Origin of the sequence: Fundidesulfovibrio putealis DSM 16056, from assembly GCF_000429325.1 — a bacterium.
GTDB classification, from domain to species: domain Bacteria; phylum Desulfobacterota; class Desulfovibrionia; order Desulfovibrionales; family Desulfovibrionaceae; genus Fundidesulfovibrio; species Fundidesulfovibrio putealis.
Genome location: NZ_AUBQ01000015.1, coordinates 132,354 through 148,897, shown reverse-complemented (window position 1 = coordinate 148,897; position 16,544 = coordinate 132,354). Strand labels below are relative to the sequence as shown.

Here is a 16,544-nt window from a genome sequence, read left to right as displayed (position 1 = left end):
CCAGCTTGTTTTTCCTTGCCCTAACAGTTTACTTGTTCTAACTATTTTAGAAATTTGAAGGAGCAGACTCCGTGGATTAGTCAATTGATTGGACGAGCACAGGATACAATGTGAGATAAAATATTGACTCGCCGCCACCAGGATAATGTTTGAAATCAAAAACCGCGAGGAGGTGTCATGAACATTAAGGCATTTGCCGTTGCTGGCCTTATCCTCGCAGTAACGGCACTACACTACGGCAGCGTCAGTGATCACTCCGCCTTCCACCTGCTGCACAGAGAACTCTATTTCATTCCCATATTGCTGGCTGGATTCTGGTTCGGGCTAAAAATCTCCCTTATCACTTCCCTTGCCATCACCGTGTTGTATCTTCCTCCGATGTTGGCCGGGAAAATGATCCACGACACGCCATTCACGGTGATAGCCCAACTTGTGATGTTCAATGTCGTGGCCTTACTTATTGGGATGCTGGAGGATCGCCGGGCCAAAGAACAAGAGCGAGTGCTCGGAGCTGAGAGGCTAGCCGTTCTTGGACGAGCCGCTGCGGCTATCGGCCTGGAGGTAAAGGACGTTGCAGTCGCCCTTCGCCGTTTGGTCAGTGAAGAGAACGAATTCCACAATTCCAAGTTGAAGCAAGATGTTCTAGGCGAGATCGACCGGTTGGACCGCCTCTTGGCTGCCCTAGTTCGCTTTATACCCGCGCGACATGTCCCCTCCACCTCCCTCAACGTCAACGACATTGTTGCAGCCAGCGCGAACCGTCTCAAAGACATGGGATTTAAGGCCGGGGTTGCGATCCAGTTGGATGTCGATCCGGCGGGCTGCCGCACCCGGGCCGTCTCGGAGGACTTCGGCGGCATCATCGACGCGCTTTTGAAAAACGCCATAGAAGTCTCGCCACCCGGTGAGGTAGTGACCCTCGCCACCAGGCTGCAAGGGGCAGTTTGCCAGATCACAGTACGTGACAACGGGCCGGGCATCGCGCCGGAACACAGAGACATGATTTTCAAACCCTTTTTCAGCACCAAGCCGGGCGGTCAGGGCTTGACCCTGGCCTCGACTAAGAAGTTCCTCTCGGATATCGGCGGAGACATGACCGTGGAGAGCGAACAGGGGAAAGGCGCAGCCTTCCATATGCACATTCCTCGTGAGCGGGTAGGCGACGATCCCCTCTATGGGGTTAAATCGAATCAGGATGGCTGAACATCACCATTCGGACAACGGCCAGGCAGGATTCTGCTCACATGACAATACGAACCAGAATTTGCCAGCTGGACCGGGTTTGTTGCCCACCCTAGTCCAGCTCTTGCGCATGATTACAACGTTGCATTCGTGGTCTCCCGGAGAAATGATGACCATAAAACCCTGCACACTGGGACTTCATGAGGATCACACGGAGAGGTAGCAACGGGTTGATTGATACACTGCTATCGGCGTTCGAGGCGAGACAATGCGAAATAGCCCCTCCCGGCGAAAGAGGGGCTCGATTTTGCAGAGTCTAACAAGAGAATTCTACTAGAACCCCATCCCCCCCGCCATCATACAGTTCTTGTTTCCCATGCCGCCCATCATGCCCATATCGCCCATGACCGGGAGCCCTTCCTTCACCATCTGCTTCTGGAAGCCCACCCAAGCTTCATAGAGCTTGACGCGCAGGTCGGAGACGTCCTTAGTAAGGGCCTGGACCTTCTTGTCATCAGGGTTTGAGCTGTAGATAATCGCGTTCAGCTCATACTGCTTGGACGTGAGCTGCTGACGCTCCGAAGAGGTGGAGGCGTAGAACTCCGCATCCATTTTTGAGCGGCGGCCTGCTTTTCGGGAGTCAGGCCCATCATGGAGCCGGAGTTTCCACCCATCATGGCGGCATTGCCCATCATCCCTCCCTGGGCAAAGGCGAGACTGTTCAAACTGAACAGAGCGGCCAGGGCCAGGGACATGGTCAGAATTCGCATCGATTGGGTCTTCATTGTCTTCTCCTTTTACATCGTGTTGGCAATTACTGGCCAAACGGGTGTTGAACGATGATTCTCGCCGTGGTGGCTACGCGTTGGTTTCGGACAACAGATTTGAGCCCTCGTGGATATTCACCAGAACGGCCGAATCCGTCGCCATTCCTGCGCCCCCTGCTTCACTGCCCCAAGGAGAGTACCGAGGTCGCAGGAAGCAAGCAGCAGCGCTACGATCAAGACCAGACATACTCTTTTCACTTTTGCCTCCCAGGGGTGTTTTTCCTTGCCGGAAATCGCCTGGCATGCTTTAGGCACGACATGTGCCATGGCCGCCCAATTGCACAACATAATAGGATAGAAGACTATTTTCGGCTGTGCAAAGGCAGCTGTTTGGATCCAATGTGTTTTGTGCAACGTGAGTAAATTGGATACAGGTTCGGCACACCGTAGGCTGAAGGGAGCCCTTCTATGGATATCAAGTGGAATTTGAAGTCGCCAAAACGAGGCCTCGCCCTGCACATTTCGCCATGGATCATTGTGGGCTTGGCCCTGCTCCTTGGAGCTGTTGTCGCCGTCTCCGCGCTAAGGAATGCTCAACGGGAACGGAACATCATGACCCGCAACCTCATGGAACGCGCACAGGCGCTCATCCTGGCAGTCGAAGCCGGAGCCCGGGCAGGCATGGGATTGCACATGGGGGAGCCATACCTCCAGGCGCTCGTCGAGGAAACAGCCAAGCAGCCCGGAATCGTCTCCATGGCCGTGACCGATGGACAGGGGCGAATAAGGGCACACAACAACCATGAATTGATAGGTCAGCCGTTTCAAACCCCGGAAGGGATCGAGGGTTTGAAACCTGGCGACGAGCCTCGTTGGAGAATCAGGACTGTTGCCGGAGGGGAGTCAGTGTTTGAAGTCTACAAATGTTTCAGCCCGCTGACCAGCACGCACCGTCACATGATGCGCATGCCCGGCATGCCCCCCCCCGGACAGCCTACGAGTAACGGCCTTGCGGATAGTCCTCAGGAAGAATGGCCGATCATAGCCGTGGACCTGGATGTCCGACCGTATGAGGATGCCATGGAGCAGGATTTGCGACATTCCGTGATGATGGCCTTGCTTCTGGGGCTCGTGGTCCTCGGAGGAGCGGTTTCAATTTTCTGGTTGCAACACTCCCGCCTTTCGCGCCGCCTGCTCCAAGATTCCCAAACTTTCGCGACCGAAGTAGTCACCTGTCTCCCAGTGGGACTTTTGACCACCGATCAGCAGGGAAGAGTGAGCTTGGTTAACGCGGCGGCTGCCAACATCCTCGGGAAAGAACAAGATCAGCTTGCGGGCAGCCTTCTTGGCCATGCGGACGACCCTGCCTGGAAAGGGATCCTACGGGACATGGCGGACGGGATGGTGGTTCTTGAACAAGAAGTGAGTCTTCCCCTCCCTGGGGGCAAGAGGCAGCCGGTCAACGTGAGCGCCTCCCGGATCGTCAATGACGAAGGCAGCTTTCTCGGAAACCTGTTCATCTTCAGAAGCCTGGGTGAGGTGCGCGACCTTCAGGAACGCCTCAGACGGAGCGAACGTCTTTCAGCCTTGGGTAATCTGGCGGCAGGCGTGGCCCATGAAATCAGGAACCCTCTGAGTTCGATACGCGGATTCGCCTCATACTTAGCAGGGAAACTGCACGATGGCCCCGATCAGGAGGCCGCCAGGGTAATGGTCCAAGAGGTGGATCGTTTGAACCGCGTCGTATCGGAACTGTTGGAATTCGCTCGGCCAGGCGAAGTGAAGCTGGTTGAAAGCGACCTGAACGCCGTAATGAGCCATGCCCTACGCCTTGGGGCCTCCGATGCCCTATCCAAAGGCATCCGGATATTATTCGCTCCAGACAAGACGCTGCCACGTATCCGTCTGGACCCAGAAAGGATGACGCAAGCATTTTTGAATCTGATTCTCAATGCCATTCAGGCCATGGATGACGGAGGTGTCTTGACCATTGAAGCGAAACCGGCGGAGACAGGAGTAGCCATTGCGATCACAGATACTGGGCACGGCATGTCCAGCGAGGTGATGGCCAACATCTTCAATCCCTACTTTACGACCAAACCGTCCGGCACAGGGCTTGGCTTGGCCATAGCTCACCGCATCGTTGAGAATCATCATGGCGCGATATCAGTGGACAGCCAATCGAATTCATATACTACATTCACCGTGTTTCTCCCGTCTATGAAGCACTCGGATTTAGGAGGGAAATGATGGCGCACCTCACCAAGCCTATTCTGCTCGTGGTTGATGACGACCCCGGACATCGGACGATGCTGCGAACCGTGCTTAAGGATTGGGGCTACGGCGTTGAGGAAGCAGAGAATGGAGAGAAGGCGGTGGAACTGGTGCGGGGCACTCCTTTCGACTTGATTCTTATGGACGTGCGCATGGCCGGGATGAGCGGGATAGATGCTCTCAAGGAGATAAAAGTCTACAACCCGGCTATTCCGGTTCTGATCATGACAGCGTATTCGAATGTGGAAACCGCCATCGAGGCTCTCAAATCCGGAGCTTACGACTACCTCATCAAACCCCTGGACCTGGATGTGCTACGCCTCGCGTCCGAACGCGCCCTTGAGCATTCATTGCTCAAATCAGAAAATATCTTCCTGCGTGAACGGTTGGGAAGTTCCATCGACACGCAGGGCATGATCGGCAACAGTCAGGCCATTTTTCAAGTCATGGAGACAGTGGCCATGATCGCACCCTCTGAAGCGACGGTGCTTATCACCGGGGAATCTGGCACAGGGAAAGAGCTTGTAGCCAAGGCCATCCACGCAAATAGCCCACGCCGTAACGGCCCTTTTATTGCCGTAAACTGCGCGGCTTTGACCGAGTCCCTCCTGGAATCAGAACTTTTCGGGCATGAACGCGGCGCTTTCACCGGAGCCGACAAGCGTCGGGAAGGTCGCTTTCTTCTCGCAGACAAGGGTACCATCTTTCTCGATGAGATCGGCGAAACCTCGGCGGCCATGCAGTCCAAGCTCCTGCGCGTCGTCCAGGAACGGACCTTTGAGCGCGTGGGGGGAGTGTCCACCCTGCATGTGGACGTACGCGTCCTGGCCGCGACCAACCGCGACCTCCAGGCCGAAGTGGAAACCGGTCGGTTCCGGGCCGACCTCTATTACCGGCTCAACGTGGTTACTCTCCGTTTGCCAGCTCTGCGGGAACGAGTGGAGGACATCCCCCTGCTGGCCGGACACTTCCTTGAACGCATGGCCCATAAAAACCGCAAGACGGTGAAGGGGTTCACGCCGTCCGCCATGGACTGTTTGCGCAAGTACTCCTGGCCCGGCAACGTGCGGGAACTGGAAAACGCCATCGAACGGGCCGTGGTGCTCCTGGTCGGCGATTATGTCTGCGAACGGGAGTTGCCTCCCCACCTTGCGTGCAATACTCCGACCGTCTCGCCGTCTTCAGAACAAGCACAATCCCTGGCTGGCATAAGCCTGGAGGAGGTCGAAAAAACGGCCATATCCGATACGCTCCAGGCTTGTGATGGCAACAAAAGCGAGACAGCCCGGCAACTGGGCATTTCACGGAAAACACTCCACGCAAAATTGCACCGCTACGGTTTGGAAGGAGAGAAGAGATGAAACAACAGGGCAGCGATGGTACCATAAAGCAGCGTAATGCATGGCTTCGTCCTCTCTTGGGAGCACTTGCGGGGAGCCTAACCGGGTATGCCTTGCTACATCCCTACGTGATGTTCTTATTATCCCTGGGGGCCATTCCCGGACACTTATCCCCACTTGCCCCAGGCAATTGGAGCCTACAAGCCATTCTGGCCCTGGAATACGCTATGATCCCTATGGCGGCCCCACTGGCACTTTTCGGAGCAGCATTCGGGTTCTTGGCCGGTTCATACCTCAATCGCGCCAACAGGATTCAACAATTACTCCTCACACAGGAGAAGGATTCTGCCGCTCTTGATACTGTCAAGGTTCTTACCGCCACCCTATCCCACTACCTGCTCAATGCGAATATGATCATAGGCGGACAGGTTCGGCATTGCAGGCGTTATACTCCCCCCTCTGAGATTATGGAGTCTCTGCGAATCATTGAAGAGCAGGGACTGATCATAGACGCAGCCGTGGGAGCGCTAAGGGAGCTGGCAAGGATCGTTGTCTCGCATGAATCCTCAGGACAAGTGCCAATGATTGACCTTGCCCGTGAACTTGAAAACCGTTTACGCCAGATTGGCGGAGAGCTCTCCAATGAATCGACAAAGAACGTATGATTTTCCGCAACAATCTTAACAAGAGAGAACATGATGCGACTCTCCAAACTTCAATTTGTTACAGCTCTGTTGGTAGTCCTACTCCTGGTGACAGTTGGCTTCGTCCTGGCTGTAGACCCCGTGCAAGACAATGCATTTGTTCGAAGTGGAATGGAGAAAATGCTCGATGGAGCGAAAATGATGATGAGTGCTAACGCCTTGACAGGAGAGCAGATGCTGAGCGATGGGGAAATAATGATGAAAAGCCAAGGCGAGATGATGACAACAAGGAGTACCTTCGATGAAAAAAGGAGAAAGATAGAAGAATCCAAGAAAATGATGAGCGAGGGAAAACTATTGATGACTAGAGCAAGAAAGATGATGGAAGAGGGAATGGAAAAAATTCAAACTGGGTATGACAATGCTACGAGATTATCTCGCTAATGCATAGGTCGACTTCAACATTAATGGAGTAGCCCCCGTTTAGACCAGACACCCCAGCCAACCGAGGAGGCAGTGCTAGAGACAGGTCCAGACATAGTGTTAACGGATTTGCCACGGTCGAGGTGGTCAACGCGGTCAAGCGCCGTCGCTGACCAACTAATACCTTCCCGGCCTGCATCAAAAAGAACCAGCCCACTGCCCAGAATGTGCAGATGATTGCACAGGCCCACAGACAATCCCTACGCTTACCCACTGTTTATTCACAACAAATCACGATGGCACGAAGTCTGCTTTAAGTTGGCATCTCACAAACTCGGAGTGTAGTTCCCCAGGAGGAATTTACCATGAAGAAGATCACCACTTTCGCAATTTTGTCTGCGTTGCTGCTGACCGCGTCCCTGGCATCGGCCCAGATGATGGGCGGAGGATTCACCTCCTCTCAGACCGTCATCCCTACCAATGCCAACACCAATGCTAACACCTCGTTTGCGTGGCCCATGTTCGGCTTTGGGACCCAGGCTGGCATTCAGGTTGGCACTGCTAGCCAGGCCAACACTGCGCAAGGGAATCTGTGGTCGCTCATGCCGATGCTCCAATTTTTCGGTACTTCCCGGTAATTAGCGGGAATGGTCTCATCAAGCGGATAGGAGAAGAATAATGGGTAATCGTTCTGTAAAGAAAGTGTTGGCCTTGTGTCTCTCCATGCTGCTTGTCAGCTCCCTAGCCTTTGCCATGGGTGGTGGCGGCGGAGGCGGAGGCATGGGCGGGGGAAACAGCGGCGGCAGCATGGGGGGCGGAAACAGCTCCTTTTCGAACGGTGGTTCAAGCGGCGTGAGCAACTCCGGCAGCATGGGTAGCATGAGCAGCAGTTCAATCAGTTCCAGCGATACGCCCTCTTCGAACCACATGTCATATGGCCCGAATGATCCTCCCGCAAAGGGTCAAAGCCGCAACCCCATTAACCGAAATTTCTATAGTCGCGACTATGACAGATAAATGTGTTGCCCAGGCTCAAGAGTAAGCACACTGCAACATCTCACCGCAAGGAGAAATGATCATGAAAATCCGTATCGCCTCTTTTATGCTGGCCCTGGCCCTTTTGAGCGGTGTGTCAGTAGCCTCCGCCCAGACCAACACCGCTCAAAACCCTTGGGCCTATACACCGATGGCTTACTTCTGGGGCAACCAGGCAACAACAGTCACAAACACGCCCCTCCCCAATACTCAGGTCACCTCGACCAACCCGAACACCGCGCTTGAGAATTTCTGGGCGTTCATGCCCATGTTCAGGTTCTTCAACTATTCTCGCTAACCCGCGACACCTCACTTCCCCAAAACAAGAAGCCCGGCTAATGGCTGGGCTTCTTGTTATCGTCTTCACGGACGATAAAAACCATGGTATCAATCTAATGATGATGGCCTTTTTGATCAATCAACGGAGAATGGGATTCATCGTTTGTTGCGCCGTGAGAATTGTTCTGCGTTTTTTTGACAAGGCCAGCTGCATCAAGCATACTGAGATATTCGTTCGCAGACAAAGATGGCAGCTTTCGTAGAACTGCCATCATTCCGAGGATCGCGTCCTTATCGTGGGTTGATCCAAAGGCAGGCATGCCCGTCATTTTGAGGCCATTGTCGACAATCCAGTATATTTCCACGTCACTTCTGCTTTGCACGGTCTTTGATGCCAGTTCTGGCGGGCTTGGATAAAGTCCTTTTGCGAATTCGCTTTGGGGATATCCTGGAGCGCCATGACACAAACGGCACATGTCGTGGAAGTGTTCTAGGCCAGCTGAAAGATATTTTGAATTGTCAACTTGATCCAGCATAATGTTATTGCTATGCACTGCAATCGAACGGTCACGCACTACCCCGATCAGCAGAGTTGTTGCACTCCAGTGTGGTTCCCTGGCTGAAATATTAAAAAAACCACTCCACACAAACAGAAGAGCCATCGCAGCAGAAGAACCAAGGACTACCATTAAACAAGAGACGGCTTTCATTTTCGAACCCCCGTACCTGCTCCTGACCATCCCTGTTTTATTGAATAAATTAAAATCAGCTGCCACCGGCAAGCCCGCGACTGATTCAACCCTCAAGAACCTGGGAAACATCCAGGCATTCTGGACGGTATGCGCAGCCATACTGGTCGCAATAACCTGACGAAGCCCGTCCAAAACAATCAAAATGACCATCATTGCGTTGTTTTTCGCGTATGCTGTCAACATTTAACACAGACAACATAGGCATTTGCGGCAGAGCCAGCTCCATTTCACCAGATTTATTTTTCATGCAGCTTCTCCCTCCTTTACCTATTTGGGAGTGTGGATACCATTCCATTAATCTTTGTTCAAGCGCTGTGATCATTTTGGGTGCCCGCACGCTCGCCACCACACATCTCGTTGCCTGTCTTTCTCCTGTTTGACGATGCGGATCGAAAAGAGACGCTCGGTCGGCTCTCCTCATCTTTGCCCCGTCGGGCTTGATTTGGAGAGCCTTCTTTTTCCAACAGAATCAACCAAGGAACGGTCAAACCTTTTCGTATCACACCGCCAGAGGCGGTTGTTTAACTGTTGGAATTACGGAACATGTTAATCCTACTGAGCATTTTTACTGGCATCTATCGTTTTTTGCCCATCTTCCATCATCTTCTGACCATCACCCATCATTTTTTCACCGTCCATCATCATTTTCTCTCCGTTCATCATCATCCCCTGATCACCAGACTTATTTCCAGACATCATCATACTCTTTCCATCCATCATCATCTTGCCCCCCATCATCATCATGCCTTTCCCGTCCATCATCATCTTTGACCCCATCATGCCGTTCGACTTCATCATGTCTCCATGGGCCATTTTATTTCCAGAATCTCCCCCTTGGGCGTGATCTGCTTGTTGAGCTGAAAAGGCCACATGGGGGAACGCAAGGATTAAGGCAAAGATGGTCGCCACAAGATTCTTCGTGATGAAAGTTGCGTTCTGAAGCATAAAGTCCTCCATGTAAGAGTTTAGGGTTGAAACAAACAAATGTAACTTGCCAGCCCGCCGGTGGCATCATTGAAAAATCGTTTCTTGCGTGTCGCCTCCTCAACTCAAACGCTTTTTATTATGACCAGAGTCACATCGTCTTCGACCGGAGATTCCCCTCGAAAGCAGTCCAGGGCGACCAGGACTGCCTCCACCATCTCCTTGGCATTCATCGCGTCACACTGGCACAAGATTTCCTTAAAGCGTTCCTTACCAAACATCTCGCCACGAGGACTGCGCGTTTCCCATATTCCGTCAGAACCCAGCACAACGAACTGCCCAGGATGGAAGTCTGGGCGCAGAGATTCTTGAAATACCCAGTTTTCTTCGACCCCCATGGTAAGTCCTGCCCCTCCCAACTCGACGAATTCGTGGGAATTTTGATCATAAAGCAGTGCAGGGTCATGTCCGGCTCGAACCCAAGTGAGTGAATTACCCGCAGGTTCGATTTCCAAATAAAACAAGCTCATGAACCGTCCAGTTCCTTCGGTGTCCTTGCTCAGAAAACGATTGACGCTGGTGACGATCTCCGCCGGACTGCCCGGCATATCGGCACGCATCCTCAAGAATGCCCTCGCAGTGGTCATAAGCAAAGCGGCTTCCATGCCATGCCCGCTGACATCGCCTAGAGCCACGGCGAGGTATTGCTCCCCATATGTGTTTTCACGCAGAATGAAATCATAATAATCTCCGCCTGTTTCGTCATAATAGACGCTTGCTCCCGCAACATCCAAGCGAGGAATCACAGGAGGCTCATGAGGCAACAGGCTCTGCTGCACTTGCATCGCAAGTTCCACGCCTTCTCTGAAGCGGATGTTTTCTTCGATACGCGGCCCCATTTCGTTAAATACTTGACCCAATCCGGCCAACTCGTCTTTTCCATGTATTGCCACCTTGGCGTTGAAATTTCCTTTGGCCAGTTGCCGCGCGGCTTCGGAAAGTTGCTGCAATGGGCCTGTAAAACGCCTGGAAATAAGGATGGATAGTCCTGAGACCAACAAAATGGTCAATCCTAGAATGCACACGGCTTGGGTGATTTGCTCTCGCATTCGTTTGGCAAGATACTCTGTTGCCGTGCGCACATCCCGGAGGATGTCGTCCATAGGAGCAGTAAAAACAAGGACACCAACATCACCAGGAACCGGCGCTACCGCCCATAGACTTGGAACTCCCCGGTTCGAAGCCTGAAACACACTCGTTGCGCCCGCGCGAATCCGTTCCAACAGAAGTTGTTCCGTTTGGGCATCTTCCGTCGTCAACCAATGAGGCTCGGCTTGAGCTTTCCAATCTCTTGAACCGTCTGTTTCATGAGTGTGCCTGACTCCGCTTGGCTCCCTATGCGCCAAAACCCTCAAGTGGCGTGTCCCTTCCATCGACTCCTCCAGCTTGACGAACATGGCTTCCATGTTCCCGGAGAGATGCTGGGTATGCTCGTTCTGTTGCAGGAGCACGTTCAAGGAAGCCATTATCGCGCTGACCCCCATTGGCGCGCCCCTGGCATCGCGGATGGCCACGGCTGTGGCAAAAAGGACCTCCCCCGAAGCATGGTCCAAAAAAGGATCGATCCAGACCAGTTCATGGCTGGAAATTGCTTTTTGATACCAGATCGATAGGCGGCCATCATAGCCGGGGAGGAAATGCCCGTACCCAGGATAAACGGAGAACAGGCCATTCTTCAGGGCGGTAATTTGCCAGGCGATAAGATCTCCCAATCCCTCCGAAACACCCTGATATCCGTCCTCCATGTCGGCCAAGCGGGCGATGTCCGGCCATGCCTCGCGTCTTGTCAACCCTGGAGCGAGTTGAAAAACTTGCTTGTCCACGCAATCCACCGCCTCCCCCTGGCCTGTTCTTCTCCCCAGCCATGAGCAACGGCCACGCAACTTCCGCAGCCGCAAGGATTCCTTGGTCCGATCAATATCAGTATCGTAAAGAACAGGATCTGGGTCACGTGGCACAGGCCCTAAAAGATACAATCGCACGGTCTCTGCTTGCAGTTTCAGAGATGTCGCAAGCAGCTTGTGCTCACGTGAAAGCGTACGGGCATGATCCTCCGCAATAACGGTCATCAGTGTTCGCGCCTGCTCCACCAGAGTAGCGCTCTGACGGATAGCTAAATCCCTTCCTAATTCCAGTGAGGAGTAGACCCGAATGCCTCCGAGAACCAGAAGCGGTATCACTGTGATAGCCAGAAGGAGAATAAGAAGCTTGGTTCTGATGCGCATATACAGTTGTTCTATTGGTTAGTGAACTCTGAGTCTTCGTTGACCGTAGCGGTACAGGCTCTATTCTTGCCTTCTCGCTTAGCCTTGTACATCAGGACATCAGCAGCTTTTATCGCCTGGGTAAAGTTGCCGTTGTGCTCAGGCAATGAAGCGATCCCGAAGCTGGCAGTCACTTGGCGGGCACGTGTACCTTCGGGCAAAAGGAAGATATTATCCTGAATCGCTTGGCGTATCTTTTCTGCCACGACAGCCGCTTGCCGTTTGTCAGCGTCCAGCAATACGACAAGAAATTCTTCTCCACCGTATCGGATCAGCCTGTCGGCTTTACGGACGGTTTGCCTCAAGACTTCGGCCAAGTCCTTAAGAAGCTTGTCTCCTGCCACATGCCCATAGGTGTCATTGAACTTCTTGAAATCGTCTATGTCCAAAAGAATCAATGAACAAACAAGCCCCTGAATTTTTGATTTCTCCAACTCGCCTGCGATCACAGTGTCGAGATAGCGCCTATTATGTAATGTCGTCAGACTATCCATAAGGGAGTGTTTCTCTGTAAGTTTATAAATCTTAAGAAACACCCGCTCGGCAAATACCAACAGGAACAACCCCACAACAATGGCCAAGGCAAATTGAGTGAAATATATGTAGTTACTTTGCTGGTAAACATGATGTGCATCATTTTTAAGATTTTCAAGCGATGCGTAGTGTGAGGTATGAATCTTGACGTAATACTTGTGGAACACTTCATCAAATATATTGTTGGCCTTCTCTAGGTTATTCGCGCCGTCCCTGTCATCTCCTGCAATGATAGGGGCCAAGACCGCCTTGAGTTCTTCGAAGTAGCGACCAATGTTGGCGGCGATTTCGTCATCAATTGGGCTGGTTTTGTGGAATCCGTGAATGCCATGTTGGCCATTTTCCTGCTGTAACCGCAGTTTTACAAGCTGAGCGACGGACTGTCCTCCCTCTTGGGCCTTCTTGTTGTATTCATCCCGGTAGCGTTCTTCTTTGGAATGCAGATAGGCCGATGCATAGATAATCATCGAATGCATAGAGGAATGAAATGACTCTGCTACGTGCATCTCCTCCACGATGTCCAGAGTTTTGTAGAGGGAATCATGGAGCATTCCGATATTTTTGCGATATATCCCCTGAGTGAGGATAAATGTGCATACCGCAATGGCGAGGAAAATGGCAACTTTAATCTTCAGTGCTTTCATATTATTCAATATTTATTAAGTTTATGAAATGATGGTTAGCATGGCGTCTACGGTTTCATTGCTCCACTGAACTCCACGCAGACGTAGCAATTCGGATTTTGCTTCCTCTGGAGTTAGTGACTTACGGTAGGGCCTGTTTGTTGTCATTGCGTCGTAGGCGTCCGCGACAGCGATACAGCGCGCAAAGAATGGGATGTTTTCTCGCGCGAGGCCGTCGGGATATCCCTTCCCATCGTGACGCTCATGGTGATGCCGTATGGACGGAAGAAGCTCAGCTAGAAATTCCACTTTGGCCAACAAGCGCTCCCCTATCACTGGGTGTTGCCGCATGACCGCGAATTCTTCATCGCTAAGCTTGCCCTCCTTTAAAAGTACCCTGTCCGGGACTCCGATCTTGCCTATGTCATGGAGAAGAGCAGCCATATAGAGTTGTTGACAGGACCCACAATCAACCCCGAGTATTTTCGCCACGGCAACCGCATAGTTTGCTACACGCACGGAATGCCCTTTGGTGTAAGGCTCTCTCGCATCTAAGGCAGTAATCAAGGCAGTGAGCGCGGAATTGATTTCACTTTCTCTACGACACAATTGCGCGTTTCTGCGTTCACGAAGCGTAGAGGCAAATCCCATGGCGATGATCAAGAGACAGGCCATCCCGATGCCCATGGCCAGAAGCTTGATGCTCCGCTTGCCCGCAACGAGTTCTTCCTTGTGCTGCCTGACATGTTGTTCCAGCAACGGCATCACGGAAGATAAATGACGCTGCACCGAACCGAGGTTTCCCTTGGACAAGGCTTCTTCGACCTGCCCCACTTCTCCCAGAAGCTCCATGGCATGATGGATGTTGTCCTTGGGCCATTTTTTAAAAATCAACTCTTTTAATCGCTCACCGGCATGCAAAAAATGCTGGGCGGCTATATTGTCCACGCCTAATTCGCCTTGGGGAGTCTCCACTGTCCGCTGCAAGTGCTCACCAGCAACCATGAGGTCTTCGAAATGAAGAATGGTGGGCGTATAATAGGAAATCACGGAATCACCGAAGAGGAGGATTTTGACCACCAGCCAGATGATCATGAGGGCAAGAGCCAACGATGTAGCCAGGGGAGCGTAAACCTGTAACCCGCCGCCCCGAAGAAAGGCGAGGTGTTCGGCCTTTACCTCCGGCGTGATTCGCCCCCCCCCTTCTATGTTCATTGGCCGTTCTCCGTCTCCGCCAAGCAGCGCAGGCTTCGGGCGAACTCCACGAGCTTTCCGATGGATTCGGCGGCGAGGTTCATGTCGTCAGCGGTCTTTACGGAGATGTCGTTGACATTGTCCACATTGCGCCCAATTTCCTCACATGTAGCGGATTGCTCCTCGGCAGCCGTGGCTATTGAACGCACCTGATCAGAGGTGGCGTCCACAAGTGGAACTATTTCCTCCAGGGCTTGGCCGGAGCGGTTGGCCAAGCTCGTCGCGGTTTCAACAGCCTCGACCGCCTGGTCCATTCCACGGATATTGCCTTCAACCCCTTGCTGAATGGAGGCTATGGCCGAACTGACTTCAGTTGTGGCTTTCATGGTCTTCTCGGCAAGTTTGCGCACCTCGTCAGCTACTACCGCAAATCCCCTCCCTGCCTCGCCCGCTCGGGCCGCCTCGATTGCTGCGTTGAGCGCCAGAAGATTGGTTTGGTCCGCGATATCCGTGATCACGTTGATGATCTGACCTATGGCCGAAGCCTGCTGCCCCAAGGCGGAAACATCGGTCTTGAGTTTGCCCGCAAGAGTATGCACCACGCCGATGGCCTTGACTGATTCGCCTACTATAGACGCCCCGTCCTGAGCTTTAGCTCTGGCCAACTCCGCTTGGCCCGCAGCCGATGCTGCGTTTCTGGACACCTCCAAGATCGTCTCCCGCAGTTGTCCCATCGAGATCACGGTTTCTCCCACCCGCTCCGTTTGAAGCCTCGCCCCACTGGCCACCTGCCCCACCTGGGACGTGACCTCCCCGGAGGTTTCGGCTATTCGAGCCGCCGCCTCGCCTAGTTCCACATGAACCACACTCAACCTCTCGAAGCCGGTCTTGATCTCCTCTTCCTTGCGCACAAGGGTAGTCACGTCCCGCAGCACCTCGATAACTCCCATTTCTCGCCCCTGCTTGTCCCGGACGGTATCGGCAAAGGGCTGAAAGCATACCGTGTCCCCAACAAGATCGCAGATCATGATTTCCTCACGATCTCGATCCGTCTCCGCAGGGTCCTGAGCAGGACAAGCATTTCCCTGGTGGTGCGTTGAACGAAACAAGTCAGCACAGCTCGCTCCATGGATATCTTCCAGAGTCCGTCCAGAGAACCTCGCCGTGGCTTGGTTTGCGAGGAATATCTTACCTTCTTTGTCCACCAAGTAGACCGGATCAGGGATTGCGTCCAGCACGGCACGGTTCAGAACCAACACCGACTCGATTTTATCCAGAAGAAAATCGAAAGCCTGGCCCAGTTCGCCAACTTCATCTCTACTCGAAGAACGTATGCGCAGTGACATTTCACCCGCCGCAGCACGTCGCGCCAAACTGGAAATCGATGTGATCGGGCGGGCTATCCCCCTGTTCAACAAGATTGCCATGCCCCCACCGCAGATCACGGCGACGAATCCGGCCAAGCCCATGCCGAGTTTAATTCTATCAATCGAATTCGTTACACCGGTTGCAGCTTCTCGCACGACCTGAGCTTGCCGTTCCCGAAGTTCATCCACCTGACGTTCGAGGCCGAGAGCCAAGGCATCGAACTGTTTGCTCAAGGCGTGGCCTTTTTCCATGCCTTGAGTATGAAAGGCCTCGACCATTGCCAGGCCAGATGAATGAAATGCGTCGAAAGAACTGGCTATCTTGTTGGTCTTTTGAAGAAATTCTTCATTCTTCATCTCCGCGAACATTGACTGGAAAATTCCGAGTTGCTTCTTGAAAAACTCGATCTTGTCTTTGAGGCTCTGTTGTCTTTTCGGATCAGGAACATGTTCATTAGCCAGAGCAAAATAATCCTGCTGAATTTTTAGCAAGGATTTTTCCATCTGATCGGCCTGAAAGGCATATGGTAAATAGTGATCGCTTACAGCCATAGACTCCTGATCGATTGTCTTCAAGTAGATTATCGCTACGACAAAGCTTCCCAGCATGAGCAGAATGGTCAGTCCAAATCCAGTAATGAGTTTCTGCCCAATTTTGAAGTCTTGGAATGTCATTAATGTCTCCACGTAGCATATTTGTATTGGATATTAAGTCATCGCTAGCCGTTTTATGCCCAGCAATGGCCGCGATTCTCGCTGCCTTGCCAGAAAGCAAGTCCTGTTCCTTTACCTACGGTCCCTGGAAATCATCGCGAAAAGTCTCGCCAGCCAATGCTCAGCAGGCCACGTATGTTTTGGGCAGCAAGGCTTGCCCAGCACAAT

16 protein-coding genes are annotated in these 16,544 nt (G+C 52.6%); 7 read left to right on the top strand and 9 right to left on the bottom strand.

All coding sequences use genetic code 11. The features are described from left to right. Window positions 1–177 precede the first annotated feature (177 nt). Window positions 178–1,203, top strand: a complete 1,026-nt coding sequence (locus tag G453_RS0113200; protein ID WP_027191446.1) for an ATP-binding protein — start codon at window positions 178–180, stop codon at window positions 1,201–1,203. 312 nt (window positions 1,204–1,515) lie between these two features. Here G453_RS0113200 and G453_RS28815 read toward each other — a convergent pair whose 3' ends face one another. Next, on the bottom strand, window positions 1,516–1,794 hold the full coding sequence (locus G453_RS28815; RefSeq protein WP_235731759.1) for a hypothetical protein: 279 nt from the start codon (window positions 1,792–1,794) through the stop codon (window positions 1,516–1,518). A 623-nt stretch (window positions 1,795–2,417) separates the two neighbouring features. Here G453_RS28815 and G453_RS23985 point away from each other — a divergent pair. The 5 genes from G453_RS23985 to G453_RS0113170 all read left to right on the top strand — a co-directional run bounded on the left by G453_RS23985 (window position 2,418) and on the right by G453_RS0113170 (window position 7,268). Then, the gene (locus G453_RS23985) at window positions 2,418–4,199 is read left to right on the top strand and encodes an ATP-binding protein (RefSeq protein WP_043645714.1); all 1,782 of its coding nucleotides are present in this window, start codon (window positions 2,418–2,420) and stop codon (window positions 4,197–4,199) included. Then, on the top strand, window positions 4,199–5,584 hold the full coding sequence (locus G453_RS0113185; RefSeq protein WP_027191445.1) for a sigma-54-dependent transcriptional regulator: 1,386 nt from the start codon (window positions 4,199–4,201) through the stop codon (window positions 5,582–5,584). The genes G453_RS23985 and G453_RS0113185 overlap by 1 nt, the downstream gene beginning before the upstream one ends. Continuing rightward, window positions 5,581–6,228 (top strand): hypothetical protein, encoded by a 648-nt coding sequence (locus G453_RS0113180; RefSeq protein WP_027191444.1) that lies wholly within the window; start codon window positions 5,581–5,583, stop codon window positions 6,226–6,228. The genes G453_RS0113185 and G453_RS0113180 overlap by 4 nt, the downstream gene beginning before the upstream one ends. A 30-nt stretch (window positions 6,229–6,258) precedes the next feature. Next, window positions 6,259–6,651: a hypothetical protein gene (locus tag G453_RS0113175; protein WP_027191443.1), complete on the top strand. Its 393-nt coding sequence runs from the start codon at window positions 6,259–6,261 to the stop codon at window positions 6,649–6,651. Window positions 6,652–6,995: 344 nt separating this feature from the next. Next, a complete protein-coding gene (locus G453_RS0113170; RefSeq protein ID WP_027191442.1) occupies window positions 6,996–7,268 on the top strand; it encodes a hypothetical protein in 273 nt (90 codons plus the stop codon). Window positions 7,269–7,286: 18 nt separating this feature from the next. Here the strand turns inward: G453_RS0113170 and G453_RS0113165 are convergent, their stop codons facing one another. After that, window positions 7,287–7,559, bottom strand: coding sequence for a hypothetical protein (locus tag G453_RS0113165; RefSeq protein ID WP_027191441.1), 273 nt, complete (start codon window positions 7,557–7,559; stop codon window positions 7,287–7,289). A gap of 149 nt (window positions 7,560–7,708) precedes the next feature. Between G453_RS0113165 and G453_RS0113160 the strand changes: the two genes are divergently transcribed. Further along, window positions 7,709–7,963, top strand: coding sequence for a hypothetical protein (locus G453_RS0113160; protein ID WP_156920915.1), 255 nt, complete (start codon window positions 7,709–7,711; stop codon window positions 7,961–7,963). 94 nt (window positions 7,964–8,057) lie between these two features. On the opposite strand, the gene G453_RS27255 is transcribed toward G453_RS0113160, so the two are convergent. The 7 genes from G453_RS27255 to G453_RS0113125 all read right to left on the bottom strand — a co-directional run bounded on the left by G453_RS27255 (window position 8,058) and on the right by G453_RS0113125 (window position 16,337). Beyond that, window positions 8,058–8,654, bottom strand: coding sequence for a c-type cytochrome (locus G453_RS27255; RefSeq protein WP_169725335.1), 597 nt, complete (start codon window positions 8,652–8,654; stop codon window positions 8,058–8,060). Between the two features lie 85 nt (window positions 8,655–8,739). Then, the gene (locus G453_RS28455) at window positions 8,740–8,943 is read right to left on the bottom strand and encodes an SAP domain-containing protein (RefSeq protein ID WP_169725334.1); all 204 of its coding nucleotides are present in this window, start codon (window positions 8,941–8,943) and stop codon (window positions 8,740–8,742) included. Window positions 8,944–9,248: 305 nt separating this feature from the next. Beyond that, window positions 9,249–9,641 carry a hypothetical protein gene (locus G453_RS0113150; RefSeq protein ID WP_027191438.1) on the bottom strand — a complete coding sequence of 131 codons (393 nt, stop codon included), beginning with the start codon at window positions 9,639–9,641 and terminating at the stop codon, window positions 9,249–9,251. Between the two features lie 104 nt (window positions 9,642–9,745). Then, window positions 9,746–11,905 carry a SpoIIE family protein phosphatase gene (locus G453_RS0113145; protein ID WP_027191437.1) on the bottom strand — a complete coding sequence of 720 codons (2,160 nt, stop codon included), beginning with the start codon at window positions 11,903–11,905 and terminating at the stop codon, window positions 9,746–9,748. Window positions 11,906–11,916: 11 nt separating this feature from the next. Further along, window positions 11,917–13,122, bottom strand: a complete 1,206-nt coding sequence (locus G453_RS26405) for a GGDEF domain-containing protein (RefSeq protein ID WP_051272404.1) — start codon at window positions 13,120–13,122, stop codon at window positions 11,917–11,919. Window positions 13,123–13,143: 21 nt separating this feature from the next. After that, window positions 13,144–14,316, bottom strand: coding sequence for an HD-GYP domain-containing protein (locus G453_RS26400; RefSeq protein WP_051272403.1), 1,173 nt, complete (start codon window positions 14,314–14,316; stop codon window positions 13,144–13,146). Continuing rightward, window positions 14,313–16,337 (bottom strand): methyl-accepting chemotaxis protein, encoded by a 2,025-nt coding sequence (locus G453_RS0113125; RefSeq protein ID WP_043645711.1) that lies wholly within the window; start codon window positions 16,335–16,337, stop codon window positions 14,313–14,315. The genes G453_RS26400 and G453_RS0113125 overlap by 4 nt, the downstream gene beginning before the upstream one ends. Window positions 16,338–16,544: the final 207 nt, after the last annotated feature.